The organism is Methylobacterium sp. D54C (assembly GCF_053345595.1).
The window spans coordinates 395,365-409,323 of record NZ_JBKFAK010000001.1; the positions used below are offsets into that span (position 1 = coordinate 395,365).

The 13,959-nt window shown below is 74.0% G+C and carries 14 protein-coding genes; 8 read left to right on the forward strand and 6 right to left on the reverse strand.

Translation table 11 applies throughout. The features are described from left to right. Positions 1–59 precede the first annotated feature (59 nt). The 6 genes from ACLBYB_RS02075 to ACLBYB_RS02100 all read right to left on the reverse strand — a co-directional run bounded on the left by ACLBYB_RS02075 (position 60) and on the right by ACLBYB_RS02100 (position 6,031). On the reverse strand, positions 60–899 hold the full coding sequence (locus ACLBYB_RS02075; RefSeq protein ID WP_447697699.1) for a triphosphoribosyl-dephospho-CoA synthase: 840 nt from the start codon (positions 897–899) through the stop codon (positions 60–62). Beyond that, a complete protein-coding gene (locus ACLBYB_RS02080) occupies positions 896–1,804 on the reverse strand; it encodes an ATP-grasp domain-containing protein (RefSeq protein ID WP_447680558.1) in 909 nt (302 codons plus the stop codon). The genes ACLBYB_RS02075 and ACLBYB_RS02080 overlap by 4 nt, the downstream gene beginning before the upstream one ends. A 121-nt stretch (positions 1,805–1,925) precedes the next feature. Beyond that, positions 1,926–2,900 (reverse strand): methenyltetrahydromethanopterin cyclohydrolase, encoded by a 975-nt coding sequence (mch, locus tag ACLBYB_RS02085; RefSeq protein WP_020091841.1) that lies wholly within the window; start codon positions 2,898–2,900, stop codon positions 1,926–1,928. Then, positions 2,897–4,048 carry an ATP-grasp domain-containing protein gene (locus ACLBYB_RS02090; RefSeq protein ID WP_447697700.1) on the reverse strand — a complete coding sequence of 384 codons (1,152 nt, stop codon included), beginning with the start codon at positions 4,046–4,048 and terminating at the stop codon, positions 2,897–2,899. The genes mch and ACLBYB_RS02090 overlap by 4 nt, the downstream gene beginning before the upstream one ends. 22 nt (positions 4,049–4,070) lie before the next feature. After that, a complete protein-coding gene (locus ACLBYB_RS02095; RefSeq protein ID WP_056521160.1) occupies positions 4,071–4,964 on the reverse strand; it encodes an NAD(P)-dependent methylenetetrahydromethanopterin dehydrogenase in 894 nt (297 codons plus the stop codon). A gap of 89 nt (positions 4,965–5,053) precedes the next feature. Further along, on the reverse strand, positions 5,054–6,031 hold the full coding sequence (locus ACLBYB_RS02100) for a beta-ribofuranosylaminobenzene 5'-phosphate synthase family protein (RefSeq protein WP_447697701.1): 978 nt from the start codon (positions 6,029–6,031) through the stop codon (positions 5,054–5,056). Positions 6,032–6,429: 398 nt separating this feature from the next. Here ACLBYB_RS02100 and ACLBYB_RS02105 point away from each other — a divergent pair, with 398 nt between their 5' ends. The 8 genes from ACLBYB_RS02105 (at position 6,430) to pqqA (ending at position 13,956) form a co-directional block, all read left to right on the forward strand. Continuing rightward, positions 6,430–7,500, forward strand: coding sequence for a formyltransferase (locus tag ACLBYB_RS02105; RefSeq protein ID WP_447697702.1), 1,071 nt, complete (start codon positions 6,430–6,432; stop codon positions 7,498–7,500). Beyond that, on the forward strand, positions 7,494–9,140 hold the full coding sequence (locus ACLBYB_RS02110) for a formylmethanofuran dehydrogenase subunit A (RefSeq protein WP_447697703.1): 1,647 nt from the start codon (positions 7,494–7,496) through the stop codon (positions 9,138–9,140). Before ACLBYB_RS02105 ends, ACLBYB_RS02110 begins: the two co-directional genes overlap by 7 nt. 27 nt (positions 9,141–9,167) lie before the next feature. Beyond that, positions 9,168–10,115: a formylmethanofuran--tetrahydromethanopterin N-formyltransferase gene (gene fhcD, locus ACLBYB_RS02115; protein ID WP_020091835.1), complete on the forward strand. Its 948-nt coding sequence runs from the start codon at positions 9,168–9,170 to the stop codon at positions 10,113–10,115. A 3-nt stretch (positions 10,116–10,118) separates the two neighbouring features. Continuing rightward, positions 10,119–10,913: a formylmethanofuran dehydrogenase subunit C gene (locus tag ACLBYB_RS02120; protein WP_447697704.1), complete on the forward strand. Its 795-nt coding sequence runs from the start codon at positions 10,119–10,121 to the stop codon at positions 10,911–10,913. A gap of 84 nt (positions 10,914–10,997) precedes the next feature. Then, positions 10,998–11,204, forward strand: coding sequence for a hypothetical protein (locus tag ACLBYB_RS02125; RefSeq protein ID WP_020091833.1), 207 nt, complete (start codon positions 10,998–11,000; stop codon positions 11,202–11,204). Positions 11,205–11,282: 78 nt separating this feature from the next. Next, positions 11,283–12,941 carry an ATP-binding protein gene (locus ACLBYB_RS02130; RefSeq protein WP_447697705.1) on the forward strand — a complete coding sequence of 553 codons (1,659 nt, stop codon included), beginning with the start codon at positions 11,283–11,285 and terminating at the stop codon, positions 12,939–12,941. After that, entirely contained in the window at positions 12,938–13,642 is a 705-nt protein-coding gene (locus ACLBYB_RS02135; protein ID WP_020091831.1) for a response regulator transcription factor, read from the forward strand. The genes ACLBYB_RS02130 and ACLBYB_RS02135 overlap by 4 nt, the downstream gene beginning before the upstream one ends. A gap of 224 nt (positions 13,643–13,866) precedes the next feature. Next, positions 13,867–13,956: a pyrroloquinoline quinone precursor peptide PqqA gene (gene pqqA / locus ACLBYB_RS02140; RefSeq protein WP_012317526.1), complete on the forward strand. Its 90-nt coding sequence runs from the start codon at positions 13,867–13,869 to the stop codon at positions 13,954–13,956. Positions 13,957–13,959: the final 3 nt, after the last annotated feature.

Here is a 13,959-nt window from a genome sequence, read left to right on the forward strand (position 1 = left end):
CCTGACACGAAGGAATTTCCATCCGCCCGGCGCTATGGACACCGGATCGTGCACGCGGCTCAGGCCAGCCGGGCGCCGGCGCCCGCGAGCGCGTCCCAGAACAGCGTCGCGACGGTGAAATCCGCGCTCGTGCCGGGATTGATCGACCGCGCCTTCAGCGACGCGTCGAGGGCCAGCAGCGCGTCGACCGGCCGCGCGGCGAGATCGATCCCGGCGAGTGCCGCCTCGACGTCCCGGCGGACGCCCTCGGCCGCGGCCGCGCCGTGCTTGCGCGCGACGTGGCTGTCCGGGACAGCGCGCAGGAAGGCGAGGTGGATCGCGGTCGTGCACCAGGTCGGGTCGAGCCCGGCGGCGCGGGCCTCGCGCAGGGCGGCGAGCCCGATCGCCGGCACGTCCGCGAACCCCGTGACGTAGGCGCGGGCGATCCGGTCCCGGTCGGCGGCCTCCGCCATGGCGTCGCGCAGGGCGCCGGGCGCCGCCTCGGCGACGTCGTGCCGGGCGGCCTCGCCGAGGCCGCCCGGATTCGCGCGGCGGATGCCCGCGAAGACGGCCTCCGAATCCGCGCCGTCCAGCGTGTCGAGCACCGCCGCGACGGTCCGGTTCTCCTCGGCCGCGACCGCGAGCGGCGCGCAGAGCAGCAGGATGCCGAGATTGGTGTTCTGGCCCACCGCCGCCACCGTGGCGGCGACGCCGTCGCGGACCCGCGCCCCGACGCCCGCGCCCGGGCGGGCCAGGGGCGGGGCCGAGACGTCGGCGCTCGTGACGAAATCCGCCAGCACCATGCGGTGGCCGGGCGCGTAGGCGTGGACGTTGCCGGGCTTGAGGGCGTCGAGCTCCGCGAGGCAGGCCGCCCGGTAGAGCGTGCCGATCAGCGCCGCGTCGAGGCCGGTCCCGCTCATGCCACCACGAGCCGGGGGCGGCTGGCGCCGCGGGCCGCGGCGAGGAAGCCGCGCACCACCGCGGCGGCGATGTCGGCCTCGCACACGGTCTGGAGCCCCGACCAAGCCGGCATGGAATTGACCTCGAGGACCGAGAACCCGCCCTCCCCGTCCTCGACGAGGTCGACGCCAGAATAGTCGACGCCGACCGCGGCGGCCGCCGCCTCGGCCAGCTCGGCGGCGGCGCGCGGCATCGCCCAGGGCAGCGGCCGGCCGCCCCTGTGGACATTGGTGATCCAGCCGTCGCCCTCGCGGATCATGCCGGCGATCGCCCGTCCGTCGCAGACGAACACCCGGTAGTCGCGCCACAGGCCGTCCCTGCGCGGCACGTAGCGCTGGAGGTAGTAGACCCGGGCCACCGTCTCCTCGTCGGGCAGGTCCTCCGGGCGCTCGATCAGGGCGAGCCCCTCCCCCTGCGAGCCGAACAGCGGCTTCAGGACCAGCGGCGCGCCCGGCCGCGCCTCGGCGGCGACCAGGGCCGCGGCCGCCTCGCGCTTCGAGAACACCCAGGTCGCCGGGGTCGGCAGGCCGGCCCGGTCGATCAGCAGCGAGGTCGCCGCCTTGTCGACCGAGCGCTCGATCGCGGTCGGCGCGTTCCAGACGGTGACCCCCGCGGCGACCAGGGCGTGCAGAACGCCGAGCCGCATCGTCGTCGCCTCGAAGGTGCCGCCCGCGATGGTCCGCATCAGCACGCCGTCCGGCAGCGCGTCAGCGAAGCCCGGCACGCGCAGCGGCTCGCCGCCGCCCGTGACCACGGCCACGTCGGCGAGGGAGAACAGCACCGGCTCCACGCCGCTCGCGCGCAGGGCCGCGAGCAGGCGGTTCTTGTGCCAGGTGCCGTTATCGGCCGCGAGCCCGATGCGCATGGGGGTCCTGATGGGGTCCTGATCGTCACGGGGCCGCCCGCCTCCGGGGCGGCCCGAGGTTCTGTCGCTCGGTGGAGCGGACTGGGGACCCCGCCGCGCGGGAGGGGCGCCCCGCATGCCCTCAGGCGAAGGACGCGTCGACCAGCGTCGGCTCCAGGCGGCCGCCGCGGTAGGTCGCGCCGGAGCGCACCGACGTGACGATCGCCTCGGCCGGCGAGAACAGGGCGCCGTCGATCTTGTAGAAGTCGCCGTTCACCCGCGCGAAGATGTCGGCGAAGGGCGCGCCGTGGTCGCTCGAGGTCGTGGAGGGCAATTGCTCGGCGAGCTGCTTCGCGTCGGCATCGTCGGCGTCCACGAAGAGCTGGACCCGGCCGCCGTAGATGATCGCGTCGTTGGTCCGGCCCATCGCCTTGATGAAGTCCGGGTGCGGCGGCGACAGCGGCGCCGAGCCGATCCCGTCCACGATGGCGTGCAGGTCGAAGCCGACCGTGTGGGCCTTGTGGAGGGCGACTTCCAGGACGCGGGCCACGACCTGCGTGGAGCCGGCGAGGCTCTGGGTCGGCGCGAAGATGAAGGTCAGGTCTTCGGGCTTGAGGCCGGAGGCCTCCGCGACCTTGGCGACGACGCTCTCGGGCGGTCCGCCGGCCGCTTCCAGCACGAGGGCGGTCTTGGTGGCGGAATCGCGGAAGCCGAGTTCCTGGTACAGCTCCTCGACGGCCGCAACCGCGCGGCCCGGGCCCGAGCCGAGGGCGAAGAAGCCGGAATCTCCGGTCTCGTCGGCGAGGCTCCAGCCCGCGTACTGGCTGCCGAGGCAGGCGAGCACCGGGTCGGCGGAATGGACCGTCACCGAGTACGGCCAGGACGCGATCGGCCCGCTCGGCGCGATCGTGACGGTGCCGAGGCCGCCGAGGCAGATCTCGGCGATGCGCCGCCCGGCCTCGATCGAGCCCCGCGCCTGCGCGCCGGCATCGACCATGCGGGCGCCGCCGGCGGCCTGCGACACGGACAGCCGCAGGGTCGCGGCGTCGGCCACGAGCCGCTCGACCAGGGGGCCGGAGAGCGCGTTGATGCTGGGATAGGACGGGCTGGCACTCATGACGGGGCTTCCTCGGGGTGTGTTTTCTTCGCCGCGCAGACGGCCCGCAGGTGTGCCGTCCGCGTTTCCAACAGGGCGAGCACCTCCGCCCGGTCCGCGCCTTCGGCCAGCACCGTGCAGAGCGGCGCGTCGCGGCGGACCGCCGAGCCGGGGCACGGGCGGTCGCGCACGCAGTCCGGCCAATCGAGGTCCGGCACAGGCGCAAGCTCACGGTCCGCGTAACAGATCTGCGCGGCCGCCGCACCCGCCGGATGCGGGCCGGGCTCCGGCATCGTGCCGAGGCAGGCCGCGATGTGGGCCGCGAGCAGCGGCGTCCCGCGCCGGTCGAGGACGTCGAGGGTCGCGCCGGGCCTCGGGTTGATCTCCGTGAGCCACCACTCGGGCCCGTCGACCAGCAGGTCGGCGCTGGCGAGGCCGCGCAGGCCGGTCGCGGCGACGATCCGCTCGGTTCCGGCGGCGACGGCCTGCACGACGTGGGCGGGGAGCGCCGGGGATTCGCCGGCGCCGCGGGCGAGCGCCCCGGCGTAACGGAACGGCCGGATCGGCGACGGCGCGCACCATTGCTCGGTGACCGCGAGGACACGGATCGTTCGGCCGTCGGCGAGGACGTTCAGGGCGTGGGGCCGCCCCGGCACGCGCGCCTGGAGATAGTGGCCCGCCGGCGCGGGCGACCGGGTGGCCGGCCGGATGTGGCTGCCGCCGGAACCCCCGATCCGCTTGACCAGCCAGCCCGCGGGGTCCGCCGGCGGCGCGGCCGCCACGGCCGGATGCGGCACGCCGAGGCGCGCGCACAGGGCCGCGAAGGCCACGGGATCCTTCAGGGCGGCGACGGTCCCGGCCGAGGCGCCGATGAGCCGGTGCCGCGCGGAGAGGCGCGCGATCAGGTCGGGCGCGTCCTCGAAGCCGCTGCCCAGGATCAGGCCGACCGGGTTCCCGGCCCGCGCCGCGAGGTCGTCGAGCGCCGCCAGGGTGGCGTCGGCGGCGGGGGCGGTGCCGAAGCGGCCCGGCAGTTGCCGGTAGGCCTCGGCCAGCGCGCGGGTGTCGGAATCGCCGAACAGGTCGGCGACGTAGGGGCGAAGCCCCGCGCGCCGCGCCGCCTCGGCCAGGGCGCGCCCGGCCTGCGCGGCGATCAGGACCGCGTCCGCCATCGGCATCCGGTCCGGGAGCGGCCTAGCCGGCGATCTCCACGGCGAGCTCGTAGGCGTCGCGGAAGTCGAGGCACAGCGGCGTGTCGGAGGCGAGCATCCGGTCGAACAGGCGCCGCTGCGTCTTGTACTTCACGTCGCCGACGGCCAGCGCGCCGATGCCGACCCCCTTGCCGGTGGGCAGCGCGACGTCCACCGCGTTGACGTCGATCCCCGCGATGCCGGCGGGCGGCACGGCGTTGACGTCGGACGCCACGAGCAGCTTCGGCGCGGATTTCAGATCCTCCGCGGTGAGGATCGGGATGCCCGCCGGGCCGGCCGAGAGGATGACGTCGGCGTCGCGGATGGCCGCGCGGCGATCGTCGGGCGTCGTGCCGTCGACGGCGCCGACCTCGATGCCGAAGCGCCACTTCATCGTGAAGGCGATCTTCGAGACGCGCTCCTCGCCGTCGTGGCCGACCAGGACGGTGGTCGCGCCCTGCAGGGCGCCGATCACCGCGGCCACGTAGGCGACGACGCCCGCGCCGCCGAAGATCACGATGCGCTTGCCCTTGAGGTCGGTGTTGAACTTCTGCCGCAGGGCGCGGGAGACCTGCGCCACCATGGCGGCGCCGGTGGTGAACGAGCCCGCCGGGTCGGCGAACACGTGGTTCACGAAGGGCGGCACGAAGGCCTTCTTGGCGCGGTCGACCATGTCGAGGGCGTCCTCGGCGTTCTTGCCGCCGATGAAGATGCCCGTCCGCGTCCCGTCGGCCGGCGACCGCGAGAAGATCGAATCCTGCGTCAGGGTGACGACGTCGGCGAGGCTGACCTCCGCGTAGGTCACCACCGTCTCGAAGCCGGCATCCACGGCCATGTTCACGTCGAACGGGCTCATGTGCCGGAGCGGCGTCAGCATGTGGAGGATCGAGCGGGCCATGGAATCCTCGTGCGGCGCGCGAGAAGAGAGGCGCCTTCTCTCCGTCCAAACCCGGAGCGGCGCCCCGGGTCAAGCCCGGGGCGGCCGGCTCACGCCGGACCGGTTACCGAAGCGCCACCGTTGCGGCCCCGGGCGATCACGAACCGGAGGGGGCCGCCCCGGTCGAGGCCGGCCACTAGGGCGCGCGCCTCCACCTCGGACGGGACCAGCGCGAAGCCGGTCGGCCCCCAGGAGGACTGGCCGTAGCCCGCGACGCCCCGCGCGGCGACGCCGGCGAGCGCCTCCGCCACCGCGGCGCTGGCGTAGCGGCCGCCCTGATGGGGCGCGAAATGATCGCCGATCAGCGTCTGGATCCGGGTGATGCCGGCGCCGAAGCCCTGCGGCTCCGCCAGGGCGACGGCGGGCAGCACCTGCATCAGCGCGATCCGGCAGATCTCGGCGGCCTGGGCCTCGGGGAAGCGCGGCAGGTCGCGGAACGCCTCGACCTCGCGCGTCCCGTGCACGCCGGCCATGCTCGGATCGAGGATCAGGACGATCCGCCAGGCCTCGGGATAGGGCAGGCGCGCGATCACCGGCGGCGGCCCGCCATCCGCGCCGCGGCCGCCGTCGACGATGAGGCCGCCCTCGGTGAAAGCGCACAGGCCGACGCCGGACCGGTTGCCCCGGTCCAGGGTCGCCGCGAAGGCATCCGCCGCGAACGGCTCGCCGTTGAGGCGCGCCATCGCGGCCGCGACCGCGAGGGCGAGCTGCGTGCCGGAGCCGAACCCGGCATGGGCCGGGATCACCCGCTCGACATCGATGGCGACGTCCCCGCCGCGCCCGAGATGGGCGGCGGCGGCCTCGACGTAGCCGCGCACCCGGTCGGATTCCGGGCCCGTGACGGTGGGCCGGGCGGCCCGGCGGGCGGTCAGGGCCAGGGACGGCGCGTCGATGGCCAGCCCGATGCTGCCGAAGCGCCGGCCGAGCCCGCCATGCAGGTCCAGGAAGCCGAAATGCAGCCGCGCCGGCGCCTCGACCCGCACGGTACCGTCCGCCGTCGCCTCGTTCCGTTCGGGGACCTCGCCCAACGCTCTTCCCTCGAATCCCGTCTCGAATCCCGCAGGCCCGGCCCCTGCGCGGCGCGCTTGTCACACGCGGCCCGGAACCGGGCAACGTGGACGCGCGCGGATCGTGCCCGCCGACGGCGCAGGACTGATCGATCGCGGAGAGCGCGCGCGGCGGTGAACCGATACCCGCGATTCACTTCCCGACGCGCATCGCCGCCGGACCCCCTTGCCGCGGTGCGCGGATGAAGGCAAACCTAGGCCCGCGACGGCGCGCCGAGTTTGCCGCCTGCCCGGACATGCCGGGCGGATGAGCCATTCCGATTCGGTGGGGAACCCTCGGGCTCGAGGGGCACCCGCTTCGTCCGGTCTTACGGCCGTCGCCCGCTCCGAAACCAAGCAAGAACGTTGCGAGAGGGAGCATGGCAGCCTGGGTGAAGGGTGGCGCGACGGACGCGGGCACCGCCATCGAGGCGGCCGCATCCCTCCTCGCCAAAGCGCGCGCGCCGGTGATCGCCGGCCTCAGCGCCGACGTGGCCGCGATCCGCGCGGCCTACGATCTCGCGGGGCGCATCGGCGCCTCCGTCGACACCGCCGGCGCGGCCGGCACCTACGCGGACCTCGGGGCGCTGAGCCGGGTCGGGGCGCTGACCTCGACGCCCGCCGAGGCCGTCGGGCGCGCCGACGTGGTGCTGGTGGTCGGCGCCGCCCCCTGGCAGGCACCGCTCCTGAAGCGCCTCGTCGACGGCAAGCCCGGCCGCGGTCGCGCCGCCGGGTCGGACCGCACCCTGCTGGCCGTCGGCGCCAACGCCACCGCGTCCCTGTCCTGGCCGGCCGAGGGCGGGCTGACCGAGGCGGTCGGCGTGCTGCGCGCCCACGCCCGCGGCCACCTCGCCGGCGATGATCTCCCCGGCCAGATCGCCGCCCGGCTCGCCGCCGCGCAGTACGGAATCCTCCTCTACGACGCAGCCGAACTCGGCGAGGTCGGCATCGAGATGCTCCAGGGCCTCGCCATGGAGCTCAGCGAGACGACGCGCTGCTTCACCCTCGCGGTCGGCGGCACCGGCCAGGACCGGGCGGTGGTGCCGGTCTCGGCCTGGCTCACCGGACAGGCGCCGCCCAGCGGCTTCGGGCGCCGCGTGCCCGAGCACGATCCCTGGCGCTTCGACGCCGCCCGGCAGGTCGCCGCCGGCGAGGTCGACGCCGTTCTCTGGCTCGGCGCCATCCCGGTGTCGCGCCCGGACTGGCTGTCGAGCGTCCCCTCCGTCGCGCTGGTCGCGGACGGTGAGGCCGGGGCCGCCGAGGTGGTGATCGCGGTCGGCCAGCCCGGCCGCGACCACGGCGGCGTGTTGTGGAACGAGCAGCGCGCCGCGCTGACCTTCTGGCCGGCCTCGGCGCCGTCGGATCTGCCGTCGGCCGCGTCGGTGCTGGGCGCCCTGAAGGAGCGCCTGGTCACGGGCCCGGCCGCGTCGAGGAGTGAACCCGCATGCTGAGCGTGATCCGGGGCGGGCGCGTCGTCGATCCGACCGCGTCCCGCGATTCCGTGGGCGACGTCTGGGTCGAGGACGGCCACGTCGTCGATCCGCCGGGCCGCGAGCCCGACGCCGTGATCGACGCCGCGGGCTGCGTGGTGATGGCGGGCGGCGTCGAGGTGCACTCGCACATCGCCGGCGGCAACGTGATCACGTCGCGGCTTCTCCTGCCCGACCTCTACGTCAGCGAGGCGGCGCCCGACGGCCATCCCTTCGCCCACGCGGGCGGGGCGGCGGCCTGGATCGGCTCGACCTACGCGCGGATGGGCTACACCACGGCCGTCGAGCCGGCGATGCCGCCGACCCACGCGCTGGGCACGCAGCTCGAGCTCGCCGACATCCCGCTGCTCGACCGCGGCGCCCTGACCGTGATGGGCAACGACGACCAGCTCCTGCAGCTCCTGCGCGAGGGCCAGGGCGGCAATGCCGTGCGCGACCTCGTCGCGCTGTCGGTCGCCCAGTCGCGCGGCCTCGGGGTCAAGTGCATCAACGCCGGCGGTGCCTCGGCCTTCAAGGACGGGGCCCTGCGCCTGTCGCTTGACGACGAGATCCCCTGCTACGGGCTCTCGACCCGGCAGATCATGGGCTCGCTCCTCGACGCGGTCGAGGAGATCGGCGTCCCGCACCCGCTGCACGTCCACTGCAACAACCTCGGCCTGCCCGGGGCCGACGACAGCTTCATGGCGACGCTGGACGCGGCGGAGGGGCGGCGCATCCACTTCGCCCACGCGCAGTTCTACGCCTACGGCGCGGTCGACCCGGCCAATCCCGGCACCGGCGGCTTCCGCTCGGCCGCCGAGCGGATCGCGCAGGCGATCACCGACAACCCGAACGCCACCCTCGATATCGGGCAGGTCGTGTTCGGCCAGACCGTGACGGTGTCCCTCGACATCCTCCGCCAGTTCGCCGGCCGGAAGGGCGCCAAGCCGAAGAAGTGGGTCCTCAACGCGGGCGACGCCGAGGGCGGCGGGGTGGTGCCGTTCCTGTACCGGCCCCGGGGCCCGACCAGCTCGCTGCAATGGGCGATCGGCCTGGAGATCATGCTGCTCTCCACCGATCCGGAGCGGACGATCCTGACCACCGACCACCCGAACGGCGGCCCATTCACCCAGTATCCCCGCATCATCCACCTGCTGATGGACAAGACGGAGCGCGACCGCGAGATCGCGACGCTGCCGAGCGTGGTCGGCGAGCGGTCGAGCCTCCCGGGGCTGGAGCGCGAGTACACGCTCTCGGAGATCGCGCAGCTGACCCGGTCCGGACCGGCGAAGCTCCTCGGCCTCGCCGACCGCGGCCACCTGCGGGCCGGCGCCCGGGCCGACGTCGCGGTCTACCGCGACGACGCGAACCGCACCGCGATGTTCACCGCCGCCAAGCTCGTCCTCAAGGACGGCGTGCCGATCGTCGAGGACGGCGAGGTCGTGGAGTGGCGCGCCGGCCGCACGCTGTCGCTGACCGTCGAGTCCGACAAGGCCATGGCGAAGCGCGCCGACACCTACCTCACGGAGCGGTTCGGCGAGGGCCTCGACAGCTTCGCCGTGCCCGACGCGGCCTTCGGCGAGGGCCGGGAGAACTTCGAGGCGGTGCCATGCCGGGCGTGATCAGCGGGGCGAGCCGCGGGAAGTACGATGTCTGACCTCACCCTCAACGGCATCCCGGTCGTCGACACCTTCGCGGAGGCGTTCGACGTGGCCGGCACGGCCATCATCGTCACGAACGACACCGCCAAGTGGGCGATGATCGCCGCGACCACGATGACCGGCTTCGCCACCTCGGTGATCGGCTGCGGCGCCGAGGCCGGCATCGACGCCGAGCTGTCGCCCGAGGAGACGCCGGACGGGCGGCCGGGCGTGCGCATCCTGCTGTTCGGCTTCGAGCCGAACGGCCTCAAGGACCAGCTGATCAAGCGCGTCGGGCAGTGCATCCTCACCTGCCCGGGCACCGCCTGCTACGCGGGCGTCGACGGGCCGACCAAGATCAAGCTCGGCGGCGCGATCCGGTACTTCGGCGACGGCTTCGCGGTGGCCAAGCGCCTGCCCGACGCCACCGGCAAGGCCCGGCGCTACTGGCGCATCCCGGTGATGGACGGCGAGTTCCTCTGCGAGGATTCGGTCCGGGCCGTCGACGGCGCGGTCGGCGGCGGCAACCTGCTGTTCCTCGGGCGCAATCACGCCGAGACGCTCAAGGTCGCCGAGATCGCCGTCGAGGCCGCCAAGGCGGTCCCGGGCGCGATCCTGCCGTTCCCGGGCGGCATCGTCCGCTCCGGCTCCAAGGTCGGCGGCCGGACCAAGGGCATGATGGCCTCGACGAACGACGCCTACTGCCCGACCCTGAAGGGCCGCGCCGGCTCGGCGCTCCCGGCCGAGTGCGGCGTGGTGCTGGAGATCGTGATCGACGCCCTCACCTCGCAGGGCGTGTCCGACTCGATGCGCGCCGGCCTGCACGCCGCCACCGAGATCGGCGGCAAGCACGGCCTGATCGCCGTCACGGCCGGCAATTACGGCGGCAATCTCGGCCGCCACCACTACCACCTGCGCGACCTGATCGCGCGCGACAGCGCCAAGCCGGAGGGCTGAGCCGTGAGCACCCTCACCCTGCGCGCGGCCCCGCCCGAGCGCCTGGACCTCCTGAACGTCAACCCGCGGGCGCTCAGCCGCCTGTCCCAGGGCGAGGCCGAGCGCCTCGAGATCGGGACGACCCGGACCGGCGTGCGCCTCGGCGACTGCTTCGCGGTCGCGCTGGACGGCTCCGACACCCTGACCATCGAGGGCGGCCACGAGCGCCTCGACCGGGTCGGGGCGTCGCTGTCCGAAGGTACGATCCGGGTGACCGGCGATGTCGGCCAGCGCCTCGGCGCCGGCATGGCGGGCGGCAGCCTGACCGTCATTGGCCATGCCGGACCCTACGCGGCCTCCGGTGCAACCGGCGGCACGATCACCGTCGAGGGCGATGCCGGGGACTACGCCGGTGGCGCGGTCTACGCCGCGAAGGCTGGCCTCGACGGCGCGACGCTGATCATCCGCGGCAGCGCCGGCGCCCATCTCGGCGACCGGATGCGGCGCGGGACGATCGTGGCCGGGCGCGCGGGCGCCTTCGCGGGCTCGCGCATGATCGCCGGCACCCTGGCGGCGCTCGCCGTGGGCGATCATCCCGGCTTCGGCATGCGCCGCGGGACGCTCCTCGTCGGTAGCCACGGCCGGATGTCGCCGACCTTCGTGGAGACCGGGACGCACGACCTCGTGTTCCTGCGGCTGCTGGCCAAGGCCCTGCGCGGCCTGAGCGCCGAGCACGCCGACCTCCTCGGCAAGCCGCTGCGCCGCTACTCCGGCGACCTCGCGACGATCGCCAAGGGCGAGATCTGGGTCGCGGCCTGACGCCGCCTGGGCAAGGGGCGTGGACGCGTCCTATGCTCCCCGCCAAGCCGGCCCGCACGAGGCCGGCAGCCCGGGGAGGCGCCCATGCTGCTTCTGCTGTCGATCTGTCTCGTCGCCCAGCCCTCGACCTGCCGCGAGGACCGGATCGAGATGTCCTTCGAGAGATCGAGCCCCTTCGTGTGCCTGCGCAACTCGCAGAGCGCGCTCGCGACGTGGCAGGCGGCGCATCCGGAATGGCACGTGGAGCGCTGGCGCTGCGCCGCGAAGGGCAGCCTGCCGAAGGACCTGTGACGGGTCCTTGGTTCGGCGCCCCGGCGGTGCCATGCTCGGGCCCGCCTGCACGGCGGGATTGAGGGCGGGACGGGGACGATGCGCTCGCTGAAGGTCCGCTTCGCGCTGCTGCTCGGCGGCACCGCCATCGTGGTGATGCTGGCCGCCGCGGCCGCCTTGGCGGCCATCGGGGCGGCGGAGCGCACCGTCGACCGGACCCTCGAGGCCCAGCGGCGCCTGGAGCTGCTGGCCGAGCTGTCCGGCCGCCTCACGCAGTTCGGTCTGGCGGCGGTGGAGACCGTCGGCAATCCCGATGGCCAGCCCGAGGCGATGGCGATCGCCCGCGACAACGCCGACCGCGCCCTGACCACCGTGGACGAGGCGCTCGCCAAGAGCTTCCCGCCGAGCGACGACCCGGCCGACCGGATGCAGTACGCCGCCCGCACCCGCCCCATGGCGCAGCTGCGCGCGGCGCGCGCCGTGCTGGACCGGCAGGTGTCGCTGATCAGCCGCCAGACCGAGCCGGAGCGGCGTCAGGACGCGATCAAGGGCGCGCTCAACGGTTTCGGTGCCATGACCGGCCAGCCGCTCTCCTTCCTGATCGAGGCCGAGCGGCGCAGCATGGCGCTCGGCTCCGAGGAGGCCCGGGCGCTCTCGGAGCGCCTGCGGGTGGCGGCCGCCGCCGCGGTGGCCGCGGCCCTCGTGCTGCTGGCGATCCTCTACCGCGGCGTCACCCGGCCGACCCTGGCCCGCATCGAGGAGGTCCGCCGCGCCGCGAGCGCCATCGGCCACGGCGCCCTGGACACGCGCCTCTCCGTCGCCACACGGGACGAGCTCGGCCTGCTCATGACCAACGTCAACCGCATGGCCGCCCGCCTCGCCCGGCGGGAATCGCGGGTCGCGGCCGACCGGGCGGCGCTGGAGGACACCGTGGCGGCCCGCACCGCCGATCTGCGCGCCGCCAACGCCCGGCTCGAGGCCGTCGATCAGTCCCGCCGCCGCTTCTTCGCCGATGTCAGCCACGAGCTGCGCACGCCGCTGACGGTGATCCTGGGCGAGTGTGACCTCGCCCTGCGCGGCGCGTCCCGGGGCACCGATCCGGGACCGGTCTTCGCGACGATCAAGAAGCGGGCGCAGCGCCTCAAGCTGCGCGTCGAGGACCTGCTGCGCGTCGCGCGCTCGGAATCCGGCGAGATCGCGTTCGACAAGCGCCGCCTGGGGCTGGCCCAGGTCCTCGCGGAGGCCGTGGACAACATGAGCTTTGAGGCGGCGCGCCGCCGCGTCGGTCTCACCCTCGATCCCGGCACCCGGGACGTCGAGTGCCTCGCCGACCGCGAGTGGATGCGCCAGACCGTCGAGAGCCTCGTCGACAACGCGCTCCGCCACGCCGCCGGCCTCACCCGGGTCGAGGTCGCCCTGTCGGCAGGGCCCGGACCGGTCGGACGGATCACCATCACGGATGACGGGCCGGGCTTCGGCGCGTCGGAGGACGCGCTGTTCGAGCGCTTCAAGCGCGGCTCGGGCGCCGGACCGGACGAGACCGGGTTCGGCATCGGGCTCGCGCTCGCGCGGTGGATCGTGGAGCAGCACGGCGGCACGATCCGCCTCGGCCCCGGGCCGGACGGGCGCGGGGCCCGGGTCACCCTGGACATCCCGGCCTGCGATCCGGCATGGGAGACGGGCCCGGTCGACGGCGCTGCCGTTGGCGCCCAAGTGGGCGCCCAAGCGGGCGCGCAGGTGAAGGAGTCGGCCGCATGACGCGGATCCTGATCGTCGAGGACGATATCGACATCCGCGGCCTCCTCGCCCGGGGTCTCGAGGCCGAGGGGTTCGAGGTCGGGACGGCGGCCTGCGTCGACGAGGCCCTGAAGGCGGCCCACGACCCGGCCCCCGGCGCCGTGCTGCTCGACATCAATCTCCCGGACGGTTCGGGCCACGACGTCTGCCGGTCCCTGCGCGAGGGCGGCTTCCCGGGCGCGATCCTGTTCCTCTCGGCCCGCGACGAGATCCGCGACCGGGCCGAGGGCCTGGCGCTCGGCGCCGACGACTACATCATCAAGCCCTTCGAGTTCGACGAGCTGGTCGCGCGCCTGCGGACCCACCTGATGCGCCGGGAGCAGGCGGAGGCGCCGCGCTCGCGCATCACCGCCGGCAAGCTGATGCTCGACCTCGAGACCCGGCAGGCGAGCTGCGGCGAGGCCAGCGCCCGCCTCACGCCCCGCGAGGCCGACCTGCTGGCCATGCTGATGGAGAATATCGGCAAGCCGGTCTCGCGCGCCGACATCTTCGACCGGCTGTGGGCGAGCCAGGGCGGGCTCTCCCTCAACGTGGTCGACGTCTATATCGGCTACCTCCGGTCCAAGATGGCCGATTTCGTGCGCTACGGCGGGCCCGGCCTCGTCACCGTGCGGGGTAAAGGGTTCATGCTGGAACTGCGCGGTCCCGACTTCCGGCAGTAGGCCCCTGTACTTTAGTCGCAGGCCCGCCCATTTCGTGATGGTTTCCGGACGCTTAGGAAGTCTCTCACGAAAAATTTGGGAGGATCCGGCAACTTAGTGCTTGAAGCCCGCGCGTGAATCGTCGATACCTCTCCGGCGCCGGAAATGAGAGCGCCATCAGTGTCTTAGGGTCCTCTTAGGAACCGCGTGACACTCGGTGTAGATGTTGCCTGAGGAGAAACACCATGAAGTGGGCTGCCCCGATCGTGTCCGAGATCTGCGTCGGCATGGAAGTGACGAGCTACGAGTCGGCCGAGATCGACACCTTCAACTGAGTT

What these genes read in the sequence shown, in the direction of transcription:
- ACLBYB_RS02090 (WP_447697700.1), bottom strand. Translation starts at nt 4,048, where the DNA reads ATGGCGGACGCGGTCCTGATCGCCGCGCAGGCCGGGCGCGCCCTGGCC.
- ACLBYB_RS02135 (WP_020091831.1), top strand. Translation starts at nt 12,938, where the DNA reads ATGACGCGGATCCTGATCGTCGAGGACGATATCGACATCCGCGGCCTC.
- mch (WP_020091841.1), bottom strand. Translation starts at nt 2,900, where the DNA reads ATGAGTGCCAGCCCGTCCTATCCCAGCATCAACGCGCTCTCCGGCCCC.
- ACLBYB_RS02095 (WP_056521160.1), bottom strand. Translation starts at nt 4,964, where the DNA reads ATGGCCCGCTCGATCCTCCACATGCTGACGCCGCTCCGGCACATGAGC.
- ACLBYB_RS02080 (WP_447680558.1), bottom strand. Translation starts at nt 1,804, where the DNA reads ATGCGCATCGGGCTCGCGGCCGATAACGGCACCTGGCACAAGAACCGC.
- pqqA (WP_012317526.1), top strand. Translation starts at nt 13,867, where the DNA reads ATGAAGTGGGCTGCCCCGATCGTGTCCGAGATCTGCGTCGGCATGGAA.
- ACLBYB_RS02075 (WP_447697699.1), bottom strand. Translation starts at nt 899, where the DNA reads ATGAGCGGGACCGGCCTCGACGCGGCGCTGATCGGCACGCTCTACCGG.
- ACLBYB_RS02125 (WP_020091833.1), top strand. Translation starts at nt 10,998, where the DNA reads ATGCTGCTTCTGCTGTCGATCTGTCTCGTCGCCCAGCCCTCGACCTGC.
- ACLBYB_RS02130 (WP_447697705.1), top strand. Translation starts at nt 11,283, where the DNA reads ATGCGCTCGCTGAAGGTCCGCTTCGCGCTGCTGCTCGGCGGCACCGCC.
- fhcD (WP_020091835.1), top strand. Translation starts at nt 9,168, where the DNA reads ATGTCTGACCTCACCCTCAACGGCATCCCGGTCGTCGACACCTTCGCG.
- ACLBYB_RS02110 (WP_447697703.1), top strand. Translation starts at nt 7,494, where the DNA reads ATGCTGAGCGTGATCCGGGGCGGGCGCGTCGTCGATCCGACCGCGTCC.
- ACLBYB_RS02105 (WP_447697702.1), top strand. Translation starts at nt 6,430, where the DNA reads ATGGCAGCCTGGGTGAAGGGTGGCGCGACGGACGCGGGCACCGCCATC.